Below are 15,809 nucleotides of genomic sequence, written 5' to 3'. Positions count from 1 at the left end.
CGTCGGCCGAATCTTTGAGTAAGTCGATGTGATGTACAAGACCCTGACCTCCCGGAACAACGACCGCGCAACCGCAACGCGGCGCGGTGCCGCCACGGCGAACCCGTGGCATGCGTTGTGGGCGATGTTGGTCGGCTTCTTCATGATCCTCGTGGACGCGACGATCGTGTCGGTCGCCAACCCGTCCATCATGGCCGCGCTCGGCGCCAGCTATGACTCGGTCATCTGGGTGACGAGCGCCTACCTTCTCGCCTATGCGGTTCCGCTGCTCGTGGCGGGCCGTCTCGGCGACCGGTTCGGGCCGAAGAACCTCTACGTGGTCGGGCTGACGGTCTTCACCCTGGCATCGCTGTGGTGCGGGCTGGCCGACAGCATCAACACGCTGATCGTCGCGCGGGTCATGCAGGGTTTCGGGGCGGCTCTGCTCACACCGCAAACGCTGTCGACCATCACCCGTATCTTTCCGGCCGACCGGCGCGGTGTCGCGATGAGCCTGTGGGGCGCGACGGCGGGCGTGGCGACGTTGGTAGGTCCGCTCGCCGGTGGTCTGTTGCTCGACGTCCTTGGCTGGCAGTGGATCTTCTTCGTCAACGTGCCGGTCGGTGTCCTCGGGGTCGCCTTGGCCGTGCGACTGATTCCGCAATTGGACACCCAGGTGAAGCGGTTCGATCTGCTCGGTATGGCGCTGTCCGGGATCGGCATGTTCATGATCGTGTTCGCCCTCCAGGAAGGGCAGTCGCACAACTGGGCGCCGTGGGTGTGGGGCACGATCGCGGGCGGCATCGGCTTCATGGCCGCGTTCCTGTTCTGGCAGTACGTCAACCCCACCGATCCACTGGTTCCGCTCCGCATCTTTAGGGACCGTGACTTCTCGCTGTCCAACATCGGTGTGGCCACCATCGGTTTCGTCGTGACGGCGATGATCGTGCCGGTCATGTTCTACGCCCAGGAGGTGTGCGGACTCTCGCCTACCCGTTCGGCACTGGTGGTGGCGCCGATGGCCGTCGCGAGCGGCGTGCTCGCACCGTTGGTGGGCAGAATCATCGACAGGTCCCATCCACGCCCGGTGATCGGCTTCGGCTTCTCGCTGGTGGCGATCGCGATGACGTGGCTGTCCATAGAGATGACGTCCGCCACCCCGATCTGGCGGATCGTGCTGCCGTTGACGGTAGTCGGCGTGGGCATGGCGTTCATCTGGTCGCCGCTCGCAGCGACGGCCACACGCAACCTGCCGCCGCAACTGGCCGGGGCGGGGTCGGGCGTCTACAACACCACCCGTCAGGTGGGGTCGGTGCTGGGCAGCGCGGGTGTGGCGGCCTTCATGGCGTGGCGGATCAGCGACGAGGTGGGAGTGACGGGCGCGGAGTCGCCCGCGGGCGACAGCGCGAACCTGTTGCCGGCATTCCTGCAGGAACCGTTCGCGGCGGCGATGTCGCAGACGCTGTTGTTGCCGGCGTTCGTCGCGTTGTTCGGGGTGGGCGCGGCACTGTTCCTCCTCGGGTTCGGTAGTCCGCGGTCGGTGGAGTTCGACGATCCGCGCCCCGACCGCGACATCGGCAACGCCCCGGGATGGAGCGACGACGACGGGTTCGCCGTCGACCACGACGAGTACGTCGAGTACACGGTGTCGTGGGATGACTTGGAACCGGTCAGGACGCGTCGGCCTGGCGCCGAGTCCGATCCCGAGCCGGCCACCGAGCCGATGGCTTCCCGACCGCAGCACGTACTGCACGCGCCCGCGGACCTCTGGCACGACGAGCCCGTCGAGTCCTGGCGCCACGTGACCGACGAATACCCCGCCGTGGTCGAGGACACGCCGCCGGCAGCGCAGGACATCCTGGACTTCTTGCGCGCCGCGGATACACCCGCGCCGAAGGTCCAGCCGATCGGATTCGCACACAACGGATTTCACGTCGACGATGAAAAGCACGTCCAGCCGGTGGCGCGGCCGCAGATCGCCGACCCGGCCGGCCGCCATGCGCGTCGTCTCGACGAGCGCGAACCGTCGCGGCACCGGGCGCGCGACGAAGAACCGGAGCCGCGGACGTTCTGGTTCGAGTCCAACGGCAGGCATGCCCGCGATGATCCCGATGACACGCCCCGCCACGGCAGACACTCCACCCCCTGGCCGGACTAGATCGTGGATGCGAACTAGCCGAAGAGCACCGCGGGGTTCAGGTAGCCGGTCGGATCGAATGCCGCCTTGACCGCGCGCATCGCCGCGATGTCCGCCGCGGTGCGTGACATCGACACATAGTCGCGTTTGCGGGTGCCGACGCCGTGCTCGGAGCTGACGTTGCCGCCCAATTCTGCGATCAGTGCCATCATCGCCGAATACAGATTGCGCTCGCGCTCGGACTCCAGCGCGCACCGCACGAGGTTGAGGTGCAGATTCCCTTCGCCGATGTGGCCGAACAGCACCGGGATGGTGTCCGGTGAATGCTCGGCGACCAGGTCGACGGCTTGGCTCGCGAAGGCGGGAATCGCTGAAAGGGGCAGCGAGACATCGAATTTGAGCGGAGGCCCGTAGACGCCGAGCACTTCGGCGACGGCCTCGCGCACCTGCCAGAGCCGCTGCTGTGCGACCGTATCCACGCCGACCGCGGGTTCGCCGGCCAGCTGCGCCTCCTCGAGCGCCTCGGCGAGACGGTCGGTCTGGTCGGTGTCGCCCGCCAATTCGATCAGCAGCAGCCAGGCGCCCTCGACGGGCGCGGACACCCCGGCGTGTTCAGCGGTCAGCAGGCTCGCGCGGGCGTCGATCAACTCCAGCGCCGCGATACCGTCCATCTCGCGGAACGCCCGGCCCGCCTCGATCAGCGCATCCAGGTCGGCGAACCCGCAGACCGCGGTCACCCGGCTGCGCGGGGCCGGATGCAGCCGCAGGTCCAGGCTGGTGATGACCCCGAGCGTGCCCTCGGCCCCGATGAACAGCGACGCCAGGTCGTAGCCGGTGTTGTCCATGCGGACCTGACTGTGGCGACGCACCACCGTGCCGTCGGGGAGCGCCACATCGAGGCCGACGACCTGTTCGCCCATGTTGCCGTAACGCACCGTGCGCAGGCCGCCGGCATTCGTCGACGCCATACCGCCGACGGTCGCCGAGTCGCGCGCGGCCAGATCGACACCGAACACCAGCCCCGCCGCCGTCGCCGCGTGCTGCACCTCGGCGAGTGTGACGCCGGCCCCCACGCGGATCCGTCGTTCCGCGACTTCGACCTCGCCGACGTCGCGCAGCCGTTCCGTCGACAGCAATACGTCGTCATGCTCGGGCACCGTGCCGGCCACCAGCGAGGTCCGTCCACCTTGGACCGTGACATACGCCCCCGCGTCGCGGCAGGCGCGCAGCACGTCGGCGACTTCGTCGGCCGACCCCGGCCGCACGAGCAGCCCGGCGTGCCCGCGGTAACGCCCGGTGTGGTCGACGCTACGGCCGTCGAGCACATCGGGGTCGGTGCTGACGTAGCCGGGCCCGACGATGTCCGCCAGCCGCTCGGTCAAGTTCATGCCGTGGGTCTATCACACGTGGTCAGCGACAGGAACGCGCCCAGTTCGACGAGGCGATCCGGTGTGCCGGGCAGGTATTCGGTGAGCAGCGGCGACTGCACGATGACACTGAGATATTTGGCCCGGCTCACCGCGACGTTGAGCCGATTCCGGTTGAGCAGGAACGCAATTCCGCGTGGCACATCGTCGGCCGACGATGCGGTCATCGACACGAACACCACCGGCGCCTGCCTGCCCTGAAACTTGTCGACGGTGCCGACCTCGACGCCGGTCAGCCCCGCGTCATCGAGGCGTCGCCGTACCGTCACGACCTGTGAGTTGTACGGCGTCACAACCATCACGTGCCGCTGAGCCAGGGGAACCGTGCCGCTTTCGTCGGTCCAAGCCGCGCCGAGCAGGCCGCGGATCTCGGCGACGATCGCATCGGCTTCCTCGGGGCTGTCGGTGGAGTTGCCGTCGTGTTCGACGCTGAGCACGCGCACCCCGGGCGCCTGCCCCTCGAGGCTGCGCGCCGCGGTCACCGCGTCGTACGACTGCAGCCTGCCGTCGTAGGACAGACGTGAGACCGCCGCGCACACGGTGGGGTGCATGCGATAGGACTGATCAAGGAAGTAACCCAATTCGGCTGGCAGCGTGTGCCTTCCGTCGATGAGCCAGCCCAATGCCGACGTGTCGACCGGTTCGGGATGGGTTCCCTGACTGACCTGGGGCAGCTGCTGCGGATCGCCGAGTAGCAACAGGTTACGTGCCGCCGGCGCGACGGCAACGGTGTTGGCGAGGCTGTACTGGCCGGCCTCCTCGACGACGAGCAGGTCGAGCGAACGCCGCGGTACGCGTCCGGAATTGGCGAAGTCCCATGCTGTGCCGCCGATTACACAACCCTGCGTGTCGGCTATGAACGCGGCGTAGTCCTTCTCCTCGACCTGTCGCCACGGCATGTCGGCGCTCTTCTTCTTGCCCACCCGGTCGCGGTCGACACCCGCCTCGATCACGCCACCGAGCAGATTCTCGACCACCGCGTGCGACTGGGCCACCACGCCGACGCGCCACGCATTCTCGTTGACCAGTCGCGCGATCACCTTTGCGGACGTGAAAGTCTTGCCGGTGCCCGGCGGCCCGTGCACCGCCAGGTAGGACGAATCGAGATCCCTCAGCGCTGAGGCGATGTCGTCGGCGATCACGCCGCTGCGAGGGAGTTCGCCGCCGTGGACGGTGCGGGGTGGACGGCGCAGCAGGATGTCGGTCACGGCGTCACACGGCAGGCTGGGGAGTCCGGCAGCCACGTCGGCCGCTGTCGCGTCGATCGACTCCTGCAGCGGCCTGGTGTTGATCGGCGGTCCCGGCGTCAGCGCGAACGGCACCTGGTCGAACACGTCGCCGTCCTTGGGTGGTCTTTCGCAGACCACGACTTCGGTGGGCACCTCGGGGTCGTCGTAACCGATGACGGTGACACTCCCGAACCCGCGTCGGTCGGGATCGTCGGCGAGGCCTGGGGGCGCGGGCGGGTCGTACAGCGCGTACATGCTGTTGGTCAGTCCGCCGTTCGCGAGGCTGCCGATCAGTCGCACATGTCGCTGGGGCTTGCGCGCTTTCGGCGGTTGGTGCCAGTCGTTGTCGATGACGGTCTTGTCGGCGATGAAGACGTCGCTGTTGTCCGCCCACTCGTCGACGGGGTTGTTGACGCGGTCGAAGTGGCTCCACCAGAACGGCTTTTCCTCGCGACGGTGAAAACCTCTGGCGGAAGCAATCATCGCGACAGCGGCTTGTTCGGCGCTCCGCGCTTCGACGCCGTCACCCGCGAATTTCATCAGCTTGCGTTCGAGATCGTCGCCGCGTTCGATCACGTCGTCGTCGCGCACGGGCTGTGGCCCGCGCGGCGGGACACCGGATTCGATGGCGCGGGCCATCATCCAGTCACGCAGGCGGCGCGTCGAGCGGCAGTCGTAGACGTTGTAGTCCTCGATCTCCTTGAGCACGACGACCGCTTCGTCGGATCTTCCCTCGTCGCGCAGCGCGCAGTAACGCGCGTACTGCGTGATGGAATCTGCGGCGGTGGTCACTTCGCCGTCGCGCAATTCGTTGCCCATGTAGAGGGGTTCGAGGGATTTGATGCTGTAGTTCTCGGTCCCGACTCGAATGCTCTTGCGCACCAACGGATACAGGTCGACTAGTATGCCGTTGCGCAGCAGGTCGTCCACGTCGTTCTCGCCGACGCCGTAGCGACCGGCGAGCCGGAGCAACGTGCTCTTCTCGTATGCCGCGTAGTGGTAGATGTGCATGCCCGGGTAGCGCTTCAGCCGTTTGCGCACCATGGCCAGGAAATCGACCAGTGCCTTACGCTCACTCGCGCGGTCGTGCGCCCAGAACGGATGGAACTCGTCGTTGACGGTGAGGACGCCCCACAGGTACTCCAAACCCCATTCGTGGCCGTCGACGGTCCACAGCGGGTCGCCCTCGAAATCGAAGAACAGATCACCCTTGTTCGCGTCGGGTAGCACCATCAACGGTTGCGCGTCGACGACCTCGTACGGCGGCTTGCCGTCCACCTTCGCAGTGGTCTGCAGCCGAGCTTGGGCTGCCAGTGTCGTCACGGTGCGCGCCGACAGTTCGGGCACGGGGCCGGTGTGGGTGGCGAGGTCGGCGACGGTGATGATGCCCGCGTCGATCAGCCGGGCCCGCTGGCTCACCCGCATTCCCGCGACGAGCAGCAGGTCGTCGTGGGCGCGCACCTGAATCTCGCATTCCGGACAGCGGAAGCATGCGCGCACGTGCTCGTCTTCCCACGTGACCGCGGTCCCGCCGGCCAGGTGGTCGTCGAGCAGACGCTGCAGGCTGGTGCGCCTGCTCAGATACACCGGGAGCAGTTCGTCGACGCGGTATCCAGCCGTCGCGCCGTCACCGAGCACCAACTCGACCTCGGATGCCACCGGCACGCCTGCGCGGGCGAGGGTGTCGGCGTAGGCGGCGAGCTGCAGCAGCGCCTCGACCTTGACCGAACGCGCCAGCTTGGTGTCGCGTAGCCGGTACTCGTCGCCGTCGAGCACCAGGAAGTCCGCGAAACCGGCGAAGCGGCCGTCGAACATCGCGGCCTGATAGACGACGGGTGCGCGGCGTTCGACCGCGCGCATGGTCGCCTCGGCCGCTGCGGTCAGCCCGTCGACGGTGTAGTCGGGCCTGCCGATGACCGCGACGTTCTCCTCGGTCAGTGCGCGAAGCTCGTCGAGGTGCCGTTGTTCGTGCTCACCACCGAGCTTGGCGGTGCGGGCGAGCAATTCGTCTTCGATCGAGACGGCCGGGCCCCGGCCGAGTTTGGCGTCGAACGCGCGCAGCAGGGCGTACTCGCAGCGGGCGGCCGCCGCGAGATCGGATGCGCTGTAGATGACGCGGTCCTGCGTTCCGTGGGCGACAACGAACACGCTGTCACTGTAGGTGAGCGCAGTGACACCTCACCTCAGGCGCGAACGTGGGTTACCGGCACACGAAATGCCACCCAAGTGTGACGCAAATCCACACTCGTCCATTCAGGTCCGCATATTCATCCACAGCCCGGGCTGCACCGACGTCTCGACGGCCACTCGGTGTGGGACCTCGCGCCGAAGGTGGGCGCATGAAACAGGAACCCATGCCGTTCATCGGCACTGAAGCTCTAGCCGCCGGCACGGTGACGAGGCGGACGCTGGTCAGCCGCCACAGGATGGTCTATCGCAATGTCTATTTGGACAAGAGGGTGGAACTCGATCCGCAGCGACGCGCCTTCGCAGCATGGCTGTGGTCGCACCGCAAGGCGACCGTCGCGGGCTTGTCCGCCGCGGCGCTGCACGGAACAAAGTGGATTGACGCAGCGCTACCGGCGGAGCCGGTCCGTCAGGACACCTGTGACGTCGACGGCATCGTGATTCACCGCGCGCGACTGCGCGAGGGCGAGAGTTGCCTCGTGCAAGGGATTCCGACGACGACGCCTGCGCGCACAGCATTCGATATCGGCCGACGAGACTCGCTGCAAACGGCGATCATCCGCCTGGATGCGCTGGCGAATGCGACAGACCTCAAACCGCACGAGGTCGTAGGCGTTGCGGCCGACCATCGCGGTGCCCGCGGAGTTGTGCAGTTGCGGCGTGATGTGGAACTGATGGACGGGGGCGCTGAGTCTCCGCAGGAGACCAGCACGCGGCTGCTCCTCATCGCTGCTCGTTTCCCCAAACCGAGAACTCAGATCATCGTCGTAGGCGAGTACGGCTCGTTCGTCGGCCGCATCGACATGGGGTGGGACGAATGGAAGGTGGGCGTCGAGTACGACGGTCCGCAGCACTGGGACGACCCTGAACAGCATGCGCGTGACATCGATCGGCTCGCCGACTTGGCCGCGCGGGGCTGGGTGATCATCCGGGTGAGTCGAGATCTTCTGCGATATCGCCCCCAGGTGTTCCTGGCGCGCGTACGGGACGCGATGCGTTCGGTCGGATGGCCAAATTGCGACGACATACGACTTGACGCCCGCATCTCGTGGCTCGATCCGGCCAACCGAGTGTGGGCTTAACACACGCTCGCGCGCAAGACACGTGCGGGTAATCCACGTTCGGCGGGAAGTTAACCCGTGTTGCCGATCAGCTCGACGCCGTTGCCGTTCCAGCGGAACCGCACCACGCTGTCCAGCCCGGAGACTCCGTTGGAGTAGCGCAGGGCGACGGTGTCTCCAGTGGTCACGGCATTGTCGATGCCGTTGAAGCCATACGTATCCGGCACTCCGGACGGGATGAACTGGCCGAGGTGGAACATGACGGCCCGGGTGTTGGGGTTCTCCGCATTGGTGTTCGCTTTGACGATCACCACCGACAGCTGCGCGCACTGGTTGTAGTTGCCCGCCACCGGCTCGGGACTCCAGCCCTGGTTGCTCCGCGGGTCACGTGGCAACTCCGACACCGCGCTGGCGATCTCGGGCGCGGCCAGGTTGACCTCACACGGATCGGCTTCGGTGGCCGGGGTGGCTGCAGGCGCCGACGGCGCGGACGGCGCGGGCGCGCCCGCCGGGGGCGGCGTGCTCACGGGAGGCGGGCCGGGAGTCTTGGAGGCCGTGGAGTCGCTGGACCCGCACCCGGCAATCGCGGATGCCACTGCGACCGTCGCCAAACAAATCTTGACCGCCGACTTCACGTTGCGCACCGTACCGAAACCCGCCTCGGCGATCGGGCAGGCCGCGCGGCGGGTCGGGCACGTGACGGGCACTAGACTCATCGACTGATGACGTCCCCCGACCCGGACGAGAACCGGGTAGATCTGACCTTCGAGGACCTGCAGATGCACCCTTCGGTGCTGCAGGCCGTCAACGAGGTCGGCTATGAGTCACCGTCGGCCATCCAGGCCGCGACGATCCCGGCGATGCTGAAAGGGTCGGACGTCGTCGGGCTGGCGCAGACGGGCACCGGCAAGACCGCGGCGTTCGCCATCCCGATCCTGTCGAAGATCGACACCGACAGCCGCACCACCCAGGCGCTGGTGCTGGCGCCGACGCGCGAACTCGCACTACAGGTGGCCGAGGCGTTCAGTCGGTATGGCGCGCACCTACGGGTCAATGTCCTGCCGGTGTACGGCGGATCCTCGTACGGCCCCCAACTGGCCGGGCTGAAGCGCGGCGCGCAGATCGTGGTCGGCACCCCGGGCCGGGTGATCGACCACCTGGAAAAGGGCACGCTCGACCTCACCCACCTCGACTATCTGGTGCTCGACGAGGCCGATGAGATGTTGCAGATGGGCTTCGCCGAGGACGTCGAGCGCATTCTGGCCGACACCCCTGAGTACAAGCAGGTCGCGTTGTTCTCGGCGACCATGCCGCCGGCGATCAAGAAGATCACGTCGAAATACCTGCACGACCCGGTCGAGGTGACGGTCAAGTCCAAGACCCAGACCGCCGAGAACATCACGCAGCGGTATGTGCAGGTGTCGCACCAGCGCAAGATGGACGCGCTGACCCGCCTGCTCGAGGTCGAGCAGGGCGACGCGATGATCGTGTTCGTCCGTACCAAGCAGGCCACCGAGGAAGTCGCCGAAAAGCTGCGTGCGCGTGGGTTTTCCGCCGCGGCGATCAACGGCGATATTCCGCAGGCGGTCCGCGAGCGCACCATCAACTCGCTCAAGGACGGCAGTCTCGACATCTTGGTGGCCACCGACGTGGCGGCGCGCGGCCTGGACGTCGAACGCATCTCGCATGTGCTCAACTACGACATCCCGCACGACCCGGAGTCCTACGTGCACCGCATCGGACGCACCGGTCGGGCGGGCCGATCTGGTACCGCGTTGTTGTTCGTCACACCTCGAGAGCGCCATCTACTCAAGTCCATCGAGCGGGTCACGAGGCAAAAGCTCGTCGAGATCGATTTGCCCTCCGTGGACGACGTCAATGAGAAACGCGTCGCCAAATTCCTGGACTCGATCACCGCGGCGCTCAATGCGCCCGGAATCGATCTGTTCCGCCAGCTGATCGAGGGCTACGAGCGCGATAACGATGTGCCCATGGCGGATATCGCCGCGGCGTTGGCTCTGCAGAGCCGCGACGGCGAAGAGTTCCTGATGACCGAGCCGCCGCCGGAGAAGCGTCGCGAACGCCCCGACCGCGGTCCGCGTGAGGACGGTCCGCGCAAGCCGCGCGAGCGGCGGGGTGATTTCGCGACCTATCGCATCGCGGTCGGCAAGCGCCACAAGGTGATGCCGGGTGCGATCGTCGGCGCCATCGCGAACGAGGGTGGCTTGCACCGCAGCGACTTCGGGCACATCTCGATCCGGCCCGACCACTCCCTGGTGGAGCTGCCGGCCAAGCTGTCCCCCGAAACGATGAAAGCCCTTGAGCGCACTCGCATTCAGGGCATCCTCATCAACCTGCAACCTGATCGTCCGCCACGAAAAGGCGGGAAACCCGGCCACAAAGCCAAATGACCGTATCGAACAGCGTCGCTCAAGGCGGACTGGAATCGGTGGCAAAGGCCGAGCGGGTCTCATCGCTCACCGGCGTCCGGGCCGTGGCGGCGCTGCTGGTCATGCTCACCCATGCCGCGTACACCACCGGCAAGTACACGCACGGCTATATCGGTCTGGTGTGGTCGCGCGCCGAGATCGGCGTGCCGATCTTCTTCGTGCTCTCCGGGTTTCTGCTTTTCAGCCCGTGGGTGAAGGCTGCCGCGACGGGTGACGCCCCGCCCTCGGTGCGCCGCTACGCCTGGCATCGGGTGCGGCGCATCATGCCGGCATACGTCGTCACGGTGCTCGCTGCATATCTGCTGTACCACTTCCGCACGGCAGGGCCCAACCCCGGCCACACGTGGGAAGGGTTGTTCCGCAACCTCACCCTGACCCAGATCTACACCGACAACTACCTGTATTCGTTTCTGCACCAAGGGCTTACGCAGATGTGGAGCCTGGCGGTCGAGGTGGCGTTCTACATCGCCCTACCGGCGCTGGCCTACCTACTGCTCGTGGTGTTGTGCCGCAGGCAATGGCGGCCGGGTCGGCTGTTGGCGGGACTTGGCGCGTTGGCGTTGCTCACCCCGGCGTGGCTGCTCCTGGTGCACACCACCGACTTCCTGCCCGATGCCGCGCGGCTATGGTTGCCGACATATCTGGTGTGGTTCCTCGGCGGCATGTTTCTCGCGGTCCTGCAGCCACTCGGGGTGAGGGCATACGGGCTGGCATGCATCCCGCTCGCCATGGTCTGCTACTTCATCGTGTCCACGCCGATTGGCGGTGAGCCGACGACGTCACCGGCGGAACTGCGTGAGGCGTTGGTGAAGGCGGGCTTCTACGCAGTGATCGCCACGCTGATGGTGGCGCCGCTGGCGCTGGGGGACCGCGGCCTCTACGCGAGGTTCTTGTCGTCACGGCCCATGGTCTTCCTCGGCGAGATCTCCTACGAGATCTTCCTGATCCACCTGCTCACGATGGAGCTGGTGATGGTCGAGATTTTGCGGTATCCGATCTACACCGGCTCGATGGGGTGGCTGTTCATCGTGACGTTCGCGGTGACGGTGCCGATGGCCTGGCTGTTGCACCGAGTCACCCGCGTGCGCACCGCTTAGGAGTCTGGGTCAGCACTCCGAAGGGCCTTCGCGTCGTGGTTGTAGGCCACTCCGATCCCGGAAACGATCGGCCCAATCGCGACATTGGGGCCGGCGGTTGTGGTTGTGTCATTGTCGTCGGTAGCCGTCTCACGGGAGGGCTCCCAACGCCTCTACGAAGGGAGCGAGAATGGTGAAAGCGAGCCGCGCTGCACGGCGTGCAGTGGCTGCAGTGATCGGTAGCGGGGCGGTGGCTGGCGCGATGCTGTTCGGGGGCGCCGCAATGGCATTTGCTCAACCCACGCCCGTCCCGCCGCCTCCGCCGCCTCCGGCGCCTGGGGCCCCGCCGCCTGGGTGCACGGCGGCCGACCTGGCGCAGGCGTCGGGCACAGTCGGAACGGCGACGGGGCAGTACTTGTTCACCCACCCGGACGTCAACAACTTCTTCACCAGTCTCCGTGGGCTGCCGAACGAGGAACTCCGCGGCAGGGTGCAGACATATATGGACGCCAATCCTCAGGTTGAGGCCGAGCTCAACGCGATCCGTCAGCCGGTTACGGATCTGCGGACTCGCTGCGACGCGCCAGCCCCTTTGGATAGGTAACGACATGAGCGTTGCCACGCTCATCTTTCGGCTTGATGCGCCAATCGAGCGCCTGTGAGGAGATAACCGAAATGACCCGATGGACACGATCCTGGGCTATCGCGGCGGCGAGCGTCTTCGCCCTCGCCGCCGTCCCCGGGGCGATCGTCACCGTTCACGCCCCGGGGATCGCAAACGCCGACGTGTGCGTGAGTGCGGGCCGCCGGGTATCTGTGAGTGGCTGCGCGAATATCGCCGACGCCGTTGCGCCTTACGTTCCGCCGCCGGCGTACTACGCGCCCATGCCGTACGACCCGCCGCCGCCCCCGAACGTCAGCGCGTGTGTCGGCTACAACGGCCGGTGGGTCAACGCCTCCGGATGCAACTAGACCGCCGTTCTACCTAGCGGTCTCGCGGGCCGCGGGCAGCACGATCGGCACGACGAACTCCTCGAGCATCGCCCGCTCGTCGTCCTCGTCATGCCCGGGGAAGAGCATCAGCGACGTCATGACGCGCACCAGCCAGCGTGACCGGTGTGCGACCAGTTCGGGGTTGTCGGGTCCCAGCGAGATGACGAACGCCTCGGTCAACGCCTTGATGACCTCAGATTCCTCGGCCATCTCCGCGCCGATCGGTCGCTGCGTCGTCGCGAACCACGATGCCAACGCGGGACTTTCGCGAACATTACGCAGCGAGGCGATCATGCCTTCGATCAGACGCTCACGGGGATCGACCAGCGCGGTGATCTGATCGGTCATCTCGCGATAGAGCCGGTAGGCCTCACGGTGTACATACGCGGTGTAGAGCGCTTCACGGTTCTCGAAGTACCGGTACAGCGTCGCGCGCGAGCATCCTGCGGCGGAGGCGATTTCGTGCATGCCGACGGTCGCGGCCTCTTTTGCGGCGAACAGCTCACCCGCCGCGTCGAGGATCCGGTCGGCGGCGACCTCGGTCCGCCGTGCCGCCAGCCAGTCGCCCGCCATCAGCGGATGACCGTGAACGGAACTGACAGCGGCCGGCGCACGTAACTGCCTCCGGCCCAGACGATCCCGTCCTCGTCGACCTGGAAGTCGGGGATTCGCGCCAGGAGCTCGGTCAGCGCGACGCGGGACTGCATCCGGGCGGCGGCGGCACCGAGGCAGTGGTGGGCACCGTGGCTGAAGGTCAGGATGTTGCGCGGTTTACGCGTCACGTCGAGCTCGCCCGCATCGTCGCCGTACTGGCGTTCGTCGCGGTTGGCCGATCCGTAGAGGAGCATCACCCGCCGTCCCTCGGGGATGGTGGTGTCTGCGACCGTGACGTCGCGGGTCACCGTCCGGCCGAGCATCTGGACCGGCGAGGTGAGACGCAGGAACTCATCGATCGCGTCGGGGATCAGATCGGCGTTGTCGGCCAGCAGCTTTCGCTGGTCGGGCCGCTGGTGCAGCAGTTGCACGGAGCCGCCGAGCATGCCGGTCGTGGTGTCGTTACCACCCGTGACCATGGTGAAGGTGAACGCGAGAATCGACAGCACACCGGCGATGTCGCCGTCGGCGCCGACGCCCGCCGCCACGAGGTGCGAGACCGTATCGTCCTCGGGGTCGAAGCGACGCTTTTCGATCAGCGCGGTGAAGTAGGCCATCATCTCGCCCAGCGCATCACCCAGATGCTCGAGGGCTCCACCGATGCCGCCCTCGGCGGTGTTGGCGGCGACGATTGCGTCAGTCCATCCGTCGAACTTGTCGCGGTCGCCTTCCGGCACGCCGAGGTAGTGCGCGACGACCATCGATGGCAGCGGCTTGAACAGTTCGGCGACGATGTCGCCGCCACCGTTGGCACGGATGCGCTCGACTCGCTCTATCGCGTACTCGCGCACCTTGGGCTCGACGGCCTCGACCTGACGAGGTGTGAAGCCACGCGACACCAGCCTGCGGAACTCGGTGTGCACCGGCGGATCTTGCATGACCATCGGCGGGTTGTCGGCCAGGCCGATGAGATCGAGTTCGCCGTAGTTGACCGTCAGACCCTGGGCGGAGGAGTAGGTCTCGTGATCGCGCGCCGCCGCAAAGATGTCAGCATGCCGCGACATGACGTAGTAGTCGTGGTCGGGTTTGTCGTCGGGCACGACGTGGTGGACGGGGTCGTGGTCGCGCAGCGCCCGGTACATACCCCATGGGTTGGCCCAGGTGCTGGCGGTGGCTAGCTGAAAACGGACCGGAGAGCTCTGAGACAGAGTTGCCGTCATGTCTCATTGGTACGACAACCCACCCCGAGTGTCAATAGGTAGAAGCAGACTGGCCGATTTGTCGCAGATAACGCACAGCGGTCAGATCGCGGCCCCGGGATTCAGGATGTTGTCGGGGTCCAGCGCCGCTTTGATGCGCCGATTGAGCTCCATCGCATCCGGGCCGATCTGGCCCTCGAGCCAGGGGCGCTTCAACCGGCCCACGCCGTGCTCGCCGGTGATCGTGCCGCCGAGTCCGACGGCCAGATCCATGATCTCGCCGAACGCTTGGTGGGCGCGTTCGGTCATCGCGGCGTCCGCAGGGTCGTAGACGATCAGCGGGTGGGTGTTGCCGTCGCCGGCGTGCGCGATCACCGAGATCAACAGGTCGTGATTCGCGGCGATCTTCGCCACGCCGCCGACCAGCTCTGCCAGCGCGGGCAGCGGAACGCCGACGTCCTCGAGCAACAACGAACCCTTCATCTCCACAGCGGGTATGCAGAATCTACGAGCCGCGACGAACGCCTCACCCTCGTCGGGATCCGCGGTCGTGAACACCTCTTTCGCGCCGTACTTGGTGAACACCCCGGCCATGAACTCGGCATCCTCGACTCCGGTGGCGCCGCGGTCGTCGGTCGCCGCGACCATCATGGCGGCGGCGGTCCGGTCCAGCCCCATCCGCAGCTTGTCCTCGACGGCGTTGATCGACGCCGAATCCATGAACTCCAGCATCGAGGGCCGCATCTTGCCGGTGATGGTGACGACGGATTGCGCTGCGGCCTCGACGGAATCGAACGTGGCGACGACGGTGCTGGCCACCCGCTGCGGCGGAAGCAGGCGAAGTGTCACCTCGGTGATCACGCCGAGCGTGCCCTCGCTGCCGACGAACAGTTTGGTCAACGAGAGCCCGGCGACATCCTTCAGACGCGGACCGCCGAGTCGCACCGCGGTGCCGTCGGCCAAGACCACCTGCAGCCCGAGGACGTAGTCCGTGGTGACGCCGTACTTCACACAGCACAGCCCGCCGGCGTTGGTGGCGATATTGCCGCCGATGGAACAGATCTCGAACGACGACGGATCCGGCGGATACCACAGCCCGTGCTCGGCGACCGCGGCCTTGACTTCGGCGTTGAGCAGGCCGGGTTGCACGACGGCCGTGCGTGTCACCGGGTCGACGGTGATGTCGCGCATCTTCTCGGTGGTCAGCACGATCGCGCCGTTCAACGCCGTTGCGCCGCCGGACAATCCGGTGCCCATACCGCGGGGCACGACGGCCACGTGGTTGGCGGTGGCCCACCGCAGCGTCGCCTGCACGTCTTCGGTGCACCGCGGCCGCACCACGGCCAGTGGTGTTCCCGCATTCGGGTCGAAGGCGCGGTCCTGGCGGTAGGACGCCAGGATGTCGGGATCGGTGACGACGGCACCTTCGGGTAGCTCGGCGGTCAGGTCGGCCAGCGCATCCGCACTCATGAGTAGA

At 66.7% G+C, this 15,809-nt stretch carries 12 protein-coding genes; 6 read left to right on the top strand and 6 right to left on the bottom strand.

Going from position 1 to position 15,809, the window contains the following annotated elements; all coding sequences use genetic code 11:
- Window positions 1-31: 31 nt before the first annotated feature.
- Window positions 32-2,137: an MFS transporter gene (locus M1248_RS21000; RefSeq protein WP_317149608.1), complete on the top strand. Its 2,106-nt coding sequence runs from the start codon at window positions 32-34 to the stop codon at window positions 2,135-2,137.
- A 14-nt stretch (window positions 2,138-2,151) separates the two neighbouring features.
- Here M1248_RS21000 and M1248_RS20995 read toward each other — a convergent pair whose 3' ends face one another.
- Window positions 2,152-3,504, bottom strand: a complete 1,353-nt coding sequence (locus M1248_RS20995) for an FAD-binding oxidoreductase (RefSeq protein WP_317149607.1) — start codon at window positions 3,502-3,504, stop codon at window positions 2,152-2,154.
- Window positions 3,501-6,920, bottom strand: coding sequence for a TM0106 family RecB-like putative nuclease (locus M1248_RS20990; protein WP_317149606.1), 3,420 nt, complete (start codon window positions 6,918-6,920; stop codon window positions 3,501-3,503). Before M1248_RS20990 ends, M1248_RS20995 begins: the two co-directional genes overlap by 4 nt.
- Before the next feature lie 191 nt (window positions 6,921-7,111).
- Here M1248_RS20990 and M1248_RS20985 point away from each other — a divergent pair, with 191 nt between their 5' ends.
- Complete coding sequence (locus M1248_RS20985) at window positions 7,112-8,041, top strand: hypothetical protein (protein WP_317149605.1); 930 nt, start codon at window positions 7,112-7,114, stop codon at window positions 8,039-8,041.
- Window positions 8,042-8,091: 50 nt separating this feature from the next.
- Here the strand turns inward: M1248_RS20985 and M1248_RS20980 are convergent, their stop codons facing one another.
- Window positions 8,092-8,736, bottom strand: a complete 645-nt coding sequence (locus M1248_RS20980) for an LppP/LprE family lipoprotein (protein WP_410506708.1) — start codon at window positions 8,734-8,736, stop codon at window positions 8,092-8,094.
- A gap of 6 nt (window positions 8,737-8,742) precedes the next feature.
- On the opposite strand from M1248_RS20980, the gene M1248_RS20975 reads away from it, so the two are divergent.
- The 4 genes from M1248_RS20975 to M1248_RS20960 all read left to right on the top strand — a co-directional run bounded on the left by M1248_RS20975 (window position 8,743) and on the right by M1248_RS20960 (window position 12,518).
- A complete protein-coding gene (locus tag M1248_RS20975) occupies window positions 8,743-10,431 on the top strand; it encodes a DEAD/DEAH box helicase (RefSeq protein WP_317149604.1) in 1,689 nt (562 codons plus the stop codon).
- Window positions 10,428-11,567 (top strand): acyltransferase, encoded by a 1,140-nt coding sequence (locus tag M1248_RS20970; RefSeq protein ID WP_317149603.1) that lies wholly within the window; start codon window positions 10,428-10,430, stop codon window positions 11,565-11,567. Before M1248_RS20975 ends, M1248_RS20970 begins: the two co-directional genes overlap by 4 nt.
- A 169-nt stretch (window positions 11,568-11,736) precedes the next feature.
- On the top strand, window positions 11,737-12,150 hold the full coding sequence (locus M1248_RS20965; RefSeq protein ID WP_163730139.1) for a heme-binding protein: 414 nt from the start codon (window positions 11,737-11,739) through the stop codon (window positions 12,148-12,150).
- 71 nt (window positions 12,151-12,221) lie between these two features.
- Window positions 12,222-12,518, top strand: a complete 297-nt coding sequence (locus tag M1248_RS20960; protein ID WP_317149602.1) for a hypothetical protein — start codon at window positions 12,222-12,224, stop codon at window positions 12,516-12,518.
- Window positions 12,519-12,527: 9 nt separating this feature from the next.
- Here M1248_RS20960 and M1248_RS20955 read toward each other — a convergent pair whose 3' ends face one another.
- The 3 genes from M1248_RS20955 to M1248_RS20945 form a co-directional block, all read right to left on the bottom strand.
- Window positions 12,528-13,112 (bottom strand): TetR/AcrR family transcriptional regulator, encoded by a 585-nt coding sequence (locus M1248_RS20955; RefSeq protein ID WP_163730137.1) that lies wholly within the window; start codon window positions 13,110-13,112, stop codon window positions 12,528-12,530.
- Entirely contained in the window at window positions 13,112-14,353 is a 1,242-nt protein-coding gene (locus tag M1248_RS20950) for a cytochrome P450 (RefSeq protein ID WP_317149601.1), read from the bottom strand. Before M1248_RS20950 ends, M1248_RS20955 begins: the two co-directional genes overlap by 1 nt.
- 81 nt (window positions 14,354-14,434) lie before the next feature.
- Window positions 14,435-15,802 carry an FAD-binding oxidoreductase gene (locus M1248_RS20945; RefSeq protein ID WP_317149600.1) on the bottom strand — a complete coding sequence of 456 codons (1,368 nt, stop codon included), beginning with the start codon at window positions 15,800-15,802 and terminating at the stop codon, window positions 14,435-14,437.
- Window positions 15,803-15,809 lie beyond the last annotated feature (7 nt).

This window comes from Mycobacterium sp. 29Ha (genome assembly GCF_032883055.1).
In the GTDB taxonomy this organism is placed as follows: Bacteria; Actinomycetota; Actinomycetes; order Mycobacteriales; family Mycobacteriaceae; genus Mycobacterium; species Mycobacterium gallinarum.
Note: the sequence above shows the minus strand (reverse complement) of the source record. Positions and strands in the feature narration are given on the sequence as shown.

Coding starts and splice junctions, on each gene's coding strand:
- M1248_RS20955 (WP_163730137.1), bottom strand. CDS start 13,112: ATGGCGGGCGACTGGCTGGCGGCACGGCGGACCGAGGTCGCCGCCGAC.
- M1248_RS20960 (WP_317149602.1), top strand. CDS start 12,222: ATGACCCGATGGACACGATCCTGGGCTATCGCGGCGGCGAGCGTCTTC.
- M1248_RS20965 (WP_163730139.1), top strand. CDS start 11,737: ATGGTGAAAGCGAGCCGCGCTGCACGGCGTGCAGTGGCTGCAGTGATC.
- M1248_RS20985 (WP_317149605.1), top strand. CDS start 7,112: ATGAAACAGGAACCCATGCCGTTCATCGGCACTGAAGCTCTAGCCGCC.
- M1248_RS21000 (WP_317149608.1), top strand. CDS start 32: ATGTACAAGACCCTGACCTCCCGGAACAACGACCGCGCAACCGCAACG.
- M1248_RS20975 (WP_317149604.1), top strand. CDS start 8,743: ATGACGTCCCCCGACCCGGACGAGAACCGGGTAGATCTGACCTTCGAG.
- M1248_RS20950 (WP_317149601.1), bottom strand. CDS start 14,353: ATGACGGCAACTCTGTCTCAGAGCTCTCCGGTCCGTTTTCAGCTAGCC.
- M1248_RS20995 (WP_317149607.1), bottom strand. CDS start 3,504: ATGAACTTGACCGAGCGGCTGGCGGACATCGTCGGGCCCGGCTACGTC.
- M1248_RS20970 (WP_317149603.1), top strand. CDS start 10,428: ATGACCGTATCGAACAGCGTCGCTCAAGGCGGACTGGAATCGGTGGCA.
- M1248_RS20945 (WP_317149600.1), bottom strand. CDS start 15,802: ATGAGTGCGGATGCGCTGGCCGACCTGACCGCCGAGCTACCCGAAGGT.
- M1248_RS20980 (WP_410506708.1), bottom strand. CDS start 8,736: ATGAGTCTAGTGCCCGTCACGTGCCCGACCCGCCGCGCGGCCTGCCCG.